The organism is Achromobacter sp. 2789STDY5608621 (assembly GCF_001299375.1).
Classification (GTDB): domain Bacteria; phylum Pseudomonadota; class Gammaproteobacteria; order Burkholderiales; family Burkholderiaceae_B; genus Achromobacter; species Achromobacter insuavis.
Window position 1 is genome coordinate 51488 of record NZ_CYTU01000019.1, and the last position, 11003, is coordinate 62490.

Here is an 11003-nt window from a genome sequence, read left to right on the forward strand (position 1 = left end):
ACGCGCAACGCGCGCTACGACTGGCGCGACGTGCGCGCCTTCCTCGACAACCGCCAGGGCCTGCTGGACGGCGTGGTGTTCTCGGGCGGCGAACCGCTGAGCGAGCCGCGCCTGCCGTCGATGATCCGCGAGGCGCGGCGCATGGGATACCGCATCGGCCTGCACACCGCCGGCATCTATCCGCTGCGGCTGGCCGACGTGCTGCGCTACCTGGACTGGGTCGGCCTGGACATCAAGGCCGACGCGCAGGGCTATGACGACATCACCGGCCGCCGCGATTCGCACCGTCCGGCGCAGGCCTGCCTGACGCAGTTGCTGACCGCCGGCGTGGATTTCGAATGCCGCATCACCTGGCATCCCGACTGGCTCGACGAGACCCGGCTGCTGGGCCTAGCGCGCGAACTGGCGCGGCGCGGCGTCAAACGCTTCGCGGTGCAAGGCGCGCGCAGCTGCCCCAGCACCCCGCCGGCGCGGCTGCTGGGCACCCAGGCGCAGGCCCTGCTGCGCGGCTGGTTCGAGGAATTCGCCTACCGCTGAGCGCTGGCGCGGCCCAGGCGCGCCGCCAGCGCGGCGTGAAAGCGCGGCGACGCCACCGCGCCCACATTGCAGCGCGACCAGGGCGAGGCCGCCGTCGGGTCGACGCTGAACACGCGGCCCGGCGCCATGATGACCTTCTCCGGCATCAGGTCCTCGGCCAGCGCCAGCGAATTGTCGATGCTGGGAAACGCCGCCCACAGATAGAGCGAACTGGTGGGCCGCGTGTAGACCGCGGCGCCCAGCGAATCCAGCACCCGCAGCGCGTCGCCGGTGGCCGCTTCCAGCCGCTGGCGCAGGCGCACCAGGTGGCGCTCGTAGTGGCCGTCGCGCAGCATCACGTCGACCATGCGCTCGCAGTATTCCGAACTGCTGACGTGCACCAGCGCCTTAAGGTCCGCCAGATCGCTGGCCAGGCCCGCGCCGCAGGCGATGAAGCCGACCCGCAGCGCCGCCGAGAACGATTTCGAGAAACTGCCGATGTAGACCGTGCGTTCCAGCTGGTCCAGCGCCGACAGCCGCACCGCCGAGGTCGGCTTGAAGTCGGCCAGCGGGTCGTTCTCCACCACGATCAGGTTGTAGCGCTCTGACAGCTGCAGCAGCTTGTAGGCCTTGGCCGGCGAAATGTCCGAACCGGTCGGATTGTGGGCCAGCGACTGGGTGAAAAAGAGGCGCGGCTTCTCGCGCTGCAGCAACGCCTCCAGCGCGACCAGGTCCGGGCCGTCCGACAGGCGCGGCACGCCCAGCATGCGCACGCCGGCCAGCTTGAGCTTGCCGAACAGCGGGTAATAGCCGGGATCGTCCACCAGCGCCGCCGCGCCCGGCGGCAGGAAGTAGCGGATCACCAGGTCCATGGCCTCGTTGGCGCCGTGCGTCAGCACCAGCTGCGACGGCGCCGCGCTGATGCCGACGTCGCCCAGCTTGCGCACCAGGCTCTCGCGCAGCGGCGCGTAGCCAAAGCGGCTGCCATAGCGGAACAGCGTGCCCAGGCCGGTGCGCACCACCTTCTGGTGATAGCGGTCCATGCGCATGTCGGCCAGCCATTCCACCGGCGGGAAGCCGTCGCCGGCGGCGATGGCGTCGGGCTGGGTCTTGAGCTGTTCGCGCATCAGCCAGACGATGTCCATGGCGCGGCTCAACTGGCCCGGTTCTTCATCGGCGGCGCGCTGCGCCGGCCCGGTGTCGAGCACGTAGAAGCCCGAGCCGCGGCGCGGCTCCACCAGCCCGCGCGCGACCAGCATCTCGAACGCCACCACCACGGTGTTCTTGGCGTAGCGATGCAATTGCGCCAGCTCGCGCAGCGAGGGCAATTTATCGCCCGGGCGGTAGACGCCCTCGGCGATCTGGCGCCCGATCAGGCGCGCCAGGCTTTCGGCGATGGGCGCGGCGCGCGGGGCGCGGCCCAGGGAGTTGTCGGCGTCCACGGCGTGGTTTCCAGCGGGGAAAAGTCGAAAATTGGTGCAGTGCGATGGTACTGTTCGTCCAAACTGTACCTCTGAATGCCGGTACAGTTTACCTAGAATCTGGCCACCCAATTCTTAGATTTTCCGATGGAGACACATGCCATGGTGGCCGATTCACGCCTGCCCAACTTCCGCGCCCTCACCCCCGCCCAACGCCTCGCCGCCATCGCCGACGCGGCCGGCCTGACGCCCGAGGAACGCCAGCAACTGGCCGAGCCGGGCGCGCTCGGCCTGGACCGCGCCGACGGCATGATCGAGAACGTCATCGGCGCCTTCGAGCTGCCGCTGGGCGTGGCCGGCAACTTCCAGGTCAATGGCCGCGACGTGCTGGTGCCGATGGCGGTGGAAGAACCGTCGGTGGTGGCGGCGGCCTCGTTCATGGCCAAGCTGGCGCGCGAGAACGGCGGCTTCGAGACCTCCAGCACCCGGCCGCTGATGCGCGCCCAGGTGCAGGTGCTGGGCCTGACCGATCCGCACGGCGCGCGCGTCGCCCTGCTGCGCGAACGCGAGCGCATCGTCAAGCTGGCCAACAGCCGCGACCAGGTGCTGATCGGCCTGGGCGGCGGCTGCCAGGACATCGAGGCGCACGTGTTCGCCGACACGCCGCGCGGCCCGATGCTGGTGCTGCACCTGATCGTCGACGTGCGCGACGCCATGGGCGCCAACACCGTCAACACCATGGCCGAGGCCGTGGCGCCGCTGGTCGAGGAGATCACCGGCGGCACGGTGCGGCTGCGCATCCTGTCGAACCTGGCCGACCTGCGCCTGTCGCGGGCCCGCGTGCGCCTGACGCCGCAGACCCTCGACACCAGGGACCGCAGCGGCGCCGAGATCATCGAGGGCGTGCTGGACGCCTACGTGTTCGCCGCCACCGACCCGTACCGCGCCGCCACCCACAACAAGGGCATCATGAACGGCATCGACCCGGTCATCGTCGCCACCGGCAACGACTGGCGCGCGGTCGAGGCCGGCGCCCATGCCTACGCCTGCCGCGACGGCCGCTACACCTCGCTGACCCATTGGGAAAAGGACGCCAGCGGCGCCCTGGTCGGCACGCTGGAAATGCCGATGCCGGTGGGCCTGGTCGGCGGCGCCACCAAGACCCATCCGCTGGCGCGGCTGGCGCTCAAGATCATGGCGGTGCGCTCGGCCCAGGAGCTGGGCGAGATCGCCGTGGCCGTGGGCCTGGCGCAGAACCTGGGCGCGCTGCGGGCGCTGGCCACCGAGGGCATCCAGCGCGGCCACATGGCGCTGCACGCGCGCAACATCGCGCTGACCGTGGGCGCGGTGGGCGCCGAGATCGACCAGCTGGCCCGCCGCATGGCCGAGGAAAAGGACGTGCGCGCCGACCGCGCGCTGGCGCTGCTGGAGGAACTGCGGAAACCGGCCTGACGGCGCGGCACGGCCGGCGCACGCACGCCGGCCGCACAAGAACAGAGGCGGCGCCGGGAACCTCCCGCGCCGCCCGTCCATCAAGGAGACAGACATGGAAAGAGACAGCAAGGCGTCCGCCGGACGCCTGGCCGAAGTATGGAACGACACGGTCGACCTGCGCCACCTGGCGTGGGCCATCGCCATCGGCATCGTCATCAGCGTGGCCGGCTTCTACGCCGCCAGCGGCTGGCTGCGCGACAAGGTCGCCTCGCCCGAGCTGGCGCACGCCTACGCCATGCTGGCCGGCCTGGGCGGCTGCGTGCTGGCGGGCGTGATCTGCGCCCGCCTGTTCCCGCCCAAGCGCGAAGTGGTCGAGCACAGCGCCTCGCACGATCCGGCCTGGCGCGCCGAGGTGCTGGCCGAACTGGCCGCGCAACCGGGCGGCCTGGGCACGCTGGCGGACCTGCCGCCGGCGGTGGTCAAGGAACTGAAGGAACTGGACCTGTACGAGCTGTTCGCCGCGCCCGCCGCGGCGCAGGCGCCGCAGGCCCAGCCGCGCAACGTGCGTGAAGAGGTGCCGGCATGAGCGATCCCGTGTTGCTTGAACAGATCATGGTGGCCGCCGGCATGGGCCTCCTGGGCGCGGTGGTGTTCGCCGCCATCGGCCTGGTGTCCGGCACCGACGAGACCACCACGCTGGCGCCGCTGACGCTGCTGGTGGTGCTGCTGGGCGTGCCGCCCGCCGGCGTCTTCACCTTCTTCCTGGCCGGCGCGGTGGCCAAGCACATGACGCACGCGGTGCCGACGGCGCTGCTGGGCATCCCCGGCGACACGCTGGCCACGCCGCTGCTGCAGGACGCCAACATGCTGCGCAAGCTGGGCGTGCCGCACATCGCGCTGCGCAAGATGGTGTCGGGCGCCATCGTCGCCGCCTTCGTGGCGGTGCCGCTGGCGGTGCTGTTCGCCGTGCTGCTGGCGCCGTTCGGCGGCGCCATCACCAAGTCGGCGCCGTGGATCTTCCTGGCCGCGGCGGTGCTGATCGCCTACTTCTCGGCCGGCCGCTGGGCCGCGGTGGCGCTGCTGGTGCCGTTCGTGGTGGTGATCGTGGCGCTGCAGAGCCTGACCGCCAAGTATGGCGTCAAGCTCAGCATCAGCTACTTCCTGGGCATCGCCATCGGCCCGCTGATCGCGGACCTGTTCACCGTGATCGCGCCGCAGGGCCGCGCGAAAATGATGCGCGACAAGGTGCGCACGTTCTCGCTGGCGCCGGACGTCAAGGGCTGGTCGGGCTACTTCCCCAACCCGCTCAAGGTGATGGACCGCATCCAGACCCGCTGGACCCTGGCCACCGCCACCATCTCCAGCGCCACCTTCGTGTTCAGCCCGGTGGCGATGACGGTGGTGCTGGGCGAACTGGTGGGCTCGCGCGTCAAGCATGCCTATCACCGCCTGACCACGGTGCTGAGCGCGCGCAACGGCGTCACCGAGGCGACCTACATCGCCGAGGCCCTGATCCCGCTGATCGCCTTCGGCCTGCCGCTCAGCCCGGTGGCCGCCGGCCCGGCCGCGCCGCTGTTCAACGCGCCGCCGCGCTTCACGGTCGACGCGGCCAGCGGTGAAACGCACAACCTGCACAACCTGCTGAACCACTGGGAGTTCCTGGGCTACGGCATGCTGGCGGTGCTGCTGGCGGCGATCGTGTCGTATCCGTTCGCCATGAACTTCGCGCGCCGCGCCGCGCTGTTCGTGTCGCGCAAGGTCAGCCACGAGGCCATCATCGCCACCTTCGTCGGCCTGATCATCGTGATCAGCGTGTGGGAAGGCCAGTTCCTGGGCCTGCTGGTGATCCTGACCATGGGCCTGTTCGGCGGCCTGCTGTCGCGCCTGTTCGGCTTCAACACCGGCGTGCAGTTCATGGGTTACTACACTGCCGTGCTGACGGTGCCGGCGCTGGTCAAGCTGGTGGCATAAAAGGAAGCGCCAGCGAAAAGGGGCGGAGCCGGCGTGCTCCGCCCCTTTTTTTCTTTCGCGGCGGCCGCGGCCAGGCGCAGCGCCTTCATCTCCCCTGCTTTCCCCCGCCCGCTTGATTCCGCGCAAGGCGGCGCGTCATGCCTTGCTCTAGCCTCGGAGCCACTGTTCCCAATAAAGGCTCTCATTTCATGACGTGGTTCAAATCCCTCACTCTCGCCGGACGCGAATTGCTGCCCATCGTCCAGGGCGGCATGGGCGTCGGCGTTTCCGCCCATCGCCTGGCCGGCGCGGTCGCCAGCCAGAACGCGGTCGGCACCATCGCCAGTGTGGACTTGCGCCATCACCATCCCGACCTGATCGAGCAGACCGAGGACTGCCGCGACCGTGAACAGATCGACAGCGCCAACCGCGTCGCCCTGGACCGCGAAGTGCGCGCCGCGCTCGACACCGCGCAGGGCCGCGGCGTGGTCGCGGTGAACGTCATGAAGGCGGTGCGCGACCATCCCGCCCTGGTGCGCCAGGCCTGCGAAAGCGGCGCCCAGGCCATCGTCATGGGCGCCGGCCTGCCGCTGGACCTGCCCGACATGACCGCCGACTACCCCAACGTCGCCCTGGTCCCCATCCTGTCGGAAGCGCGCGGCGTGGCCGCCGTGCTGAAGAAGTGGATGAAGAAAGGCCGCATGGCCGACGCCGTGGTCATCGAACACCCTGGCTACGCCGGCGGCCACCTGGGCGCCGCGCGCCTGGACGACATCCACGACGAGCGTTTCGACTTCAAGCGCGTGCTGGCCGAATGCCGCCAGCTGTTCCAGGACCTGCAACTGGGCCGCGACGCCCCGCGCCTGATCGTGGCCGGCGGCGTCGGCAGCCATGAACAGGTGCGCCATTGGCTCGGCAACGGCGCCGACGGCGTGCAGGTGGGCACGGCCTTCGCCGTGACCCAGGAAGGCGACGCGCACGAGAACTTCAAGCGCGTGCTGATGGAAGCCGACCCCGACAAGCTGGCCGAATTCACCAGCGTGGCCGGCCTGCCGGCGCGCGCCGTGCCGACGCCGTGGCTGACCCGCTACCTGCGCCAGGAAAAGACCCTGCAGGACAGCACCCGCTGCGACGCGCGCCGTTGCAGCCAGCGCATGGACTGCCTGACGCAATGCGGCCTGCGCGACGGCATCGCGCGCTTCGGCCAGTTCTGCATCGACCTGAAGCTGGCCGCCGCCATGCGCGGCGAAGTCAGCCGCGGCCTGTTCTTCCGCGGCGCATCGAAGCTGCCGTTCGGCGACGCCATGCGCAGCGTGCGCGAGCTGATGGACTATCTGCTGAACGGGCGGATGCCGACGGCGGCCTGATCCCGCCCTGGCCCCGCGTCCGGCGCGGGCGGCAGCAAACCGCCTACGGCGCCGCCGGCAGGTCGAATTCGAACACCGCGCCCGGCTCGGGCCGCTGCACCAGACGGATATCGCTGTGGTGCAGCTGCAGGATGCGGTGCACGATCACCAGCCCCAGGCCGCCGCCATCGCGCGGGCCGTTGGCCAGCACCGAGGCGCGGGTGAACAGGCCCGCCCGCAACGCCTCGGGAATGCCGGCGCCGTTGTCGCTGACCCGCACCTGCACGCCGCCGCGCGCCTGCTCCAGGCTCAGCTCGATGCGGCCGCCCGGCGCGCTGTGGCGGATGGCGTTGTCCAGCAGGTTGGTCAGCACCCGCTCGATCATGCCCAGGTCGGCGCGCACCGGCGGCAGTTCCTGGTCAATCGCCGTGGTCAGCCGCTGCTGGCGCGCCTCGGCGGCCAGCTCGAATTTCTGGATCACGTCCTGCGCCAGTTCGGGCAGCGAGAAGGTCTCCGGCTCCAGCCGCACCAGCCCGGATTCCAGCCGCGCCAGCTCGAACAATTCCTGCGCCAGCCGGCCGACCTTGCGGCTCTGCGCCAGCGCGATGTCCAGATAGCGGCGGCGCTCGGCCGCGTCCAGCGTTTCGTCCTTGAGCCGCAGCGTTTCCAGATAGCCGTGCAGCGAGGTCAGCGGCGTGCGCAGGTCGTGCGAGATGTTCGCCACCAGGTCGCGCCGCTGTTGATCCTGGCGCGTCAGCTCGCGCCATTGCTCGGAGATGCGCCGGCCCATCTGCACGAAGCTGCGGCGCAGCAGCGAGATCTCGTCGCCGCTGGCGTCGGTGGCGTCGACCGGCTTTTCCAGCGCCGCCAGCGCGCGGCCGTCGTCGTCGCCGAAGGCCCGCACCGCGCGCGTCAGCCCGCGCAGCGGCCGCGTGATCAGGCCGAACGCCGCCAGGCCCGCCACCAGGCCCAGCAGGGCCACCAGCGCGATCGACCACAAGGTGGTGCGCAGCACCGCGCTGCGCGACGCCGCCATGGCCAGCGCGTCGTGCGCCTCGCCCTGCAGCACCACGTAGACGTAACCTTCGTCGCGCCCGGCCACCCGCACCGGCGCGGCCGAGAACACCTTGGCGGTATCCAGGTGGCGCGGATCGTCGCCCTCGATCGGCAGCGCCCCGCCCGCCAGGAAGCGGCGCACCGGCGCCAGGTCGACCCGCTCGCGCTTGATCTGGCCGGGCGAGGCGGCGTCGCCGACGATGCGGCCGTCGTTGTCCAGCAGATAGACCTCGACCGCCGGATTCACCATCATCAGCATCGAGAACAGCGAGCGCACCGCGTCCGGCTTCCAGCCGTTGGCGTCCATCAGCTCGTTGGTGCCGGCGATGTGCTGCGCCAGGCCGCTGGACAGCCGCTGCACCACTTCCTGCTCGTAGCGCAGGTTGGCCGAGATCTGCAGCCAGGCCGAGGCGCCGCAGCAGGCCAGCAGCAGCATGGCGAACACGGCCGACAGGCGCTGGGTCAGGGTCAGGCGCTTCATGATGCGGACTCCGCCGGCGCGCCGGGTTCGGCCGCGAACTTGTAGCCGCGGCCCCAGACCGTCAGGATGCGCTGCGGATTGGACGGATCGGCCTCGATCTTGGTGCGCAGCCGGTTGATGTGGGTGTTGACCGTGTGCTCGTAGCCTTCGTGCTGGTAGCCCCAGACCTGGTTCAGCAGGTCGAGCCGCGAGAACACCTTGTCCGGGTTGCGGGCGAAGAAATGCAGCAGGTCGAACTCGCGCGGCGTCAGTTCCAGCCGGCGGTCGTCGACCGAGGCGGTGCGGGCGATCGGGTCGATGGCCACGCCGTGCTGGCGCAGGCTGCCGGCGTCGATGCGGGCGTTGCGCTCCAGCGCCTCGGTGCGGCGCAGCAGCGCCCGCACCCGCGCCACCAGCTCCAGCATCGAGAACGGCTTGGCCAGGTAGTCGTCGGCGCCCAGTTCCAGGCCGAGGATGCGGTGCACCTCGCTGGAGCGGGCGCTGGTGATGATGATGGGGGTGTAGCGCGTCATGGCGCGGGCGCGCTTGCAGATCTCCAGGCCGTCGATGCCGGGCAGCATCAGGTCCAGCACCAGGGCGTCCCAGCCGCCCTCTTCCAGCCGGCGCATGCCTTCGTTGCCGTCGGCCGCGTGCTCGACCGCATAGCCTTCGTCCCGCAGGTGCAGGCGCAGCAATTCGGCGATGTGGGCGTCGTCTTCGACGATCAGGACGCGGCGAGGCGTATCCATAGGGGCTCGGTCAGGGGTGGAAATCGGGGTAAGCCGACCGCCAGCGGCCGGCAACGCCGGGCGCGGGCGATCCGCCCCCGGCAGCGCTATTGTCGCCAATCCATGGCCGGCGAGTTATCACATTTATTTTAAGTTTGCGTGAGGACTTCGATATCGGCCCCGGGGAAGAATGGCTCCAACGACAACAACCGCCTCCCCGAGGAGCCCCGCCATGATGGCCACGCCCGCCACCCCAGACGCCCCCGCCGCCCCGGCGCCCGACAGCCGCGGCCCGGTCCATCCCGGCTGGCTGCGCATCGTGCATTGGCTCAATGCGCTGGCCGTGGTCATTATGGTGACCAGCGGCTGGCGCGTCTACAACGCCGCGCCGTTCTTCGACTTCACCTTTCCCAACGGCGCCACCCTGGGCGGCTGGCTCGGCGGCGCGCTGCAATGGCACTTCGCCGGCATGTGGCTGCTGCTGGTCAACGGCCTGCTCTACCTGGGGCTGAACCTGACCACCGGCCGCCTGTGGCGCAAGTTCTTCCCGGTCGGCCCGCGCGGCGTCGCCCGCGACCTGGCCGCCGCCCTGCGCGGCAAGCTGTCGCACGCCGACCCGCGCCACTACAACCAGGTGCAGCGGCTGGCCTACCTGTTCGTCATCGCCGACATCACGGTGCTGGTCCTGTCGGGCCTGGTGCTGTGGAAGTCGGTGCAGTTCGACACGCTGCGCACGCTGCTGGGCGGCTATGAATTCGCGCGCCGCATCCATTTCTTCGCCATGGCGCTGCTGGTGGCGTTCGTGGCGGTCCACCTGGTCATGGTGGCGCTGGTGCCGCGCAGCCTGATCGCCATGATCCGCGGCAAATAAGGAGCCTCACGTGAGCGCAAAACGACGCCTGTCGCTGCTGGGCCTGGACGGCCCCGCCATCCTGAAGGAAGCCGTGAAGATCCTGGACAAGCGGGTCGAGGCCCCCTCGCGCCGCGCCTTCCTGCGCAGCAGCCTGACGCTGGGCGGGCTGGCGATGCTGTCCGGCTGCACCCTGTCCGACGACGAAAACGTCGAAAAGGCGCTGACCGCGGTGTCGCGCTTCAACGACCGCGTGCAGGGCTGGATCTTCGACCCGAACAAGCTGGCCCCGACCTACCCGGAATCCATGATCACCCGCCCGTTCCCGTTCAATGCCTACTACGGCATCGACGAGGTGCGGCAGGTCGAGGAAGAGAGTTTCCGGCTGGAAGTCACCGGCATGGTGGCCGACAAGCGCCGCTGGCGGCTGGACGAGCTGCGCGCCATGGCGCAGATCGACCAGGTCACGCGCCACATCTGCGTCGAGGGCTGGAGCGCCATCGGCAAGTGGGGCGGCGTGCCGTTCTCGACCTTTCTGAAGCGCGTGGGCGCCGACCTGACCGCGAAATACGTGGGCTTCAAGTGCGCCGACGACTACTACACCAGCATCGACATGCCCACCGCATTGCACCCGCAGACGATCCTGGCGCTGACCTACGACGGCAAGACCCTGCCGCCGGAGTACGGCTTCCCGATGAAGCTGCGGATGCCCACCAAGCTTGGCTACAAGAACCCCAAGCACATCCAGGCGATTTTCGTCACCAACACCTACCCGGGCGGTTACTGGGAGGACCAGGGCTACAACTGGTTCGGCGGCAGCTAGGTGGCTTTTCCCCTTCCCACCACGACACACCAGAGGAACGCATCATGAAGACACTCACCACCGCCGCATTCTCGCTTTGCCTGGCCTTTGGCGCGGTCGCCGCGCACGCGGCCGACGACATGTCCAAGGACGGCATGTCGAAGGACGGCATGGCCAAGAGCAGCATGTCGAAGGATGGCATGTCCAAGGATGGCATGGCGAAAGACGGCATGGCCAAGGACGGCATGTCGAAGAACTCCATGTCCAAGGACGCCATGTCGCACGACGGCATGAAGAAGGACGGCATGGCCAAGGATGGCATGTCGAAGGACGGCATGTCGAAAGACGGCATGTCCAAGGGCGGCTCCATGAGCAAGGACAGCATGGGCAAGTAAGCCCGCCGTTCAACGGCCCGCTGGCGCCGCCCCGGCCGCGCCGCG

10 protein-coding genes and 3 pseudogenes are annotated in these 11003 nt (G+C 69.7%); 9 read left to right on the forward strand and 4 right to left on the reverse strand.

Annotation, left to right across the window (positions count from 1 at the left end):
• The coding region (locus AOZ53_RS18440; protein WP_054488822.1) for a radical SAM protein at positions 1-537 on the forward strand (537 nt) is incomplete at its 5' end.
• Here AOZ53_RS18440 and AOZ53_RS18445 read toward each other — a convergent pair.
• Positions 528-1958 carry an aminotransferase-like domain-containing protein gene (locus tag AOZ53_RS18445; RefSeq protein ID WP_082385676.1) on the reverse strand — a complete coding sequence of 477 codons (1431 nt, stop codon included), beginning with the start codon at positions 1956-1958 and terminating at the stop codon, positions 528-530. The genes AOZ53_RS18440 and AOZ53_RS18445 overlap by 10 nt on opposite strands.
• A gap of 141 nt (positions 1959-2099) precedes the next feature.
• On the opposite strand from AOZ53_RS18445, the gene AOZ53_RS18450 reads away from it, so the two are divergent.
• From AOZ53_RS18450 to AOZ53_RS18465, 4 genes are all read left to right on the forward strand, one after another.
• On the forward strand, positions 2100-3389 hold the full coding sequence (locus AOZ53_RS18450; protein ID WP_054430618.1) for a hydroxymethylglutaryl-CoA reductase, degradative: 1290 nt from the start codon (positions 2100-2102) through the stop codon (positions 3387-3389).
• Positions 3390-3483: 94 nt separating this feature from the next.
• Positions 3484-3957 (forward strand): hypothetical protein, encoded by a 474-nt coding sequence (locus AOZ53_RS18455; RefSeq protein ID WP_054430619.1) that lies wholly within the window; start codon positions 3484-3486, stop codon positions 3955-3957.
• Complete coding sequence (locus tag AOZ53_RS18460; protein ID WP_049074076.1) at positions 3954-5342, forward strand: tripartite tricarboxylate transporter permease; 1389 nt, start codon at positions 3954-3956, stop codon at positions 5340-5342. The genes AOZ53_RS18455 and AOZ53_RS18460 overlap by 4 nt, the downstream gene beginning before the upstream one ends.
• A 188-nt stretch (positions 5343-5530) precedes the next feature.
• Entirely contained in the window at positions 5531-6688 is a 1158-nt protein-coding gene (locus AOZ53_RS18465; protein ID WP_054488823.1) for an NAD(P)H-dependent flavin oxidoreductase, read from the forward strand.
• Between the two features lie 43 nt (positions 6689-6731).
• Here the strand turns inward: AOZ53_RS18465 and AOZ53_RS18470 are convergent, their stop codons facing one another.
• Positions 6732-8204 carry a sensor histidine kinase gene (locus AOZ53_RS18470; RefSeq protein WP_054430621.1) on the reverse strand — a complete coding sequence of 491 codons (1473 nt, stop codon included), beginning with the start codon at positions 8202-8204 and terminating at the stop codon, positions 6732-6734.
• Positions 8201-8932 carry a response regulator transcription factor gene (locus AOZ53_RS18475; protein ID WP_054430622.1) on the reverse strand — a complete coding sequence of 244 codons (732 nt, stop codon included), beginning with the start codon at positions 8930-8932 and terminating at the stop codon, positions 8201-8203. The genes AOZ53_RS18470 and AOZ53_RS18475 overlap by 4 nt, the downstream gene beginning before the upstream one ends.
• Before the next feature lie 211 nt (positions 8933-9143).
• Here AOZ53_RS18475 and AOZ53_RS18480 point away from each other — a divergent pair, with 211 nt between their 5' ends.
• The 3 genes and pseudogenes from AOZ53_RS18480 to AOZ53_RS35235 all read left to right on the forward strand — a co-directional run.
• Entirely contained in the window at positions 9144-9782 is a 639-nt protein-coding gene (locus AOZ53_RS18480; protein WP_054416903.1) for a cytochrome b/b6 domain-containing protein, read from the forward strand.
• Between the two features lie 10 nt (positions 9783-9792).
• Positions 9793-10584 (forward strand): molybdopterin-dependent oxidoreductase, encoded by a 792-nt coding sequence (locus tag AOZ53_RS18485; RefSeq protein WP_054475008.1) that lies wholly within the window; start codon positions 9793-9795, stop codon positions 10582-10584.
• 44 nt (positions 10585-10628) lie between these two features.
• Positions 10629-10685 (forward strand): annotated as a pseudogene (locus AOZ53_RS35235) (pentapeptide MXKDX repeat protein); the annotation flags it as partial.
• 75 nt (positions 10686-10760) lie between these two features.
• Here the strand turns inward: AOZ53_RS35235 and AOZ53_RS35240 are convergent.
• Positions 10761-10847: pseudogene (locus AOZ53_RS35240) on the reverse strand (hypothetical protein); the annotation flags it as partial.
• On the opposite strand from AOZ53_RS35240, the pseudogene AOZ53_RS35245 reads away from it, so the two are divergent.
• Positions 10809-10958, forward strand: a pseudogene (locus tag AOZ53_RS35245) (pentapeptide MXKDX repeat protein); the annotation flags it as partial. The pseudogenes AOZ53_RS35240 and AOZ53_RS35245 overlap by 39 nt on opposite strands.
• Positions 10959-11003: the final 45 nt, after the last annotated feature.

Coding starts and splice junctions, on each gene's coding strand:
- AOZ53_RS18465 (WP_054488823.1), top strand. CDS start 5,531: ATGACGTGGTTCAAATCCCTCACTCTCGCCGGACGCGAATTGCTGCCC.
- AOZ53_RS18475 (WP_054430622.1), bottom strand. CDS start 8,932: ATGGATACGCCTCGCCGCGTCCTGATCGTCGAAGACGACGCCCACATC.
- AOZ53_RS18455 (WP_054430619.1), top strand. CDS start 3,484: ATGGAAAGAGACAGCAAGGCGTCCGCCGGACGCCTGGCCGAAGTATGG.
- AOZ53_RS18460 (WP_049074076.1), top strand. CDS start 3,954: ATGAGCGATCCCGTGTTGCTTGAACAGATCATGGTGGCCGCCGGCATG.
- AOZ53_RS18480 (WP_054416903.1), top strand. CDS start 9,144: ATGATGGCCACGCCCGCCACCCCAGACGCCCCCGCCGCCCCGGCGCCC.
- AOZ53_RS18450 (WP_054430618.1), top strand. CDS start 2,100: ATGGTGGCCGATTCACGCCTGCCCAACTTCCGCGCCCTCACCCCCGCC.
- AOZ53_RS18470 (WP_054430621.1), bottom strand. CDS start 8,204: ATGAAGCGCCTGACCCTGACCCAGCGCCTGTCGGCCGTGTTCGCCATG.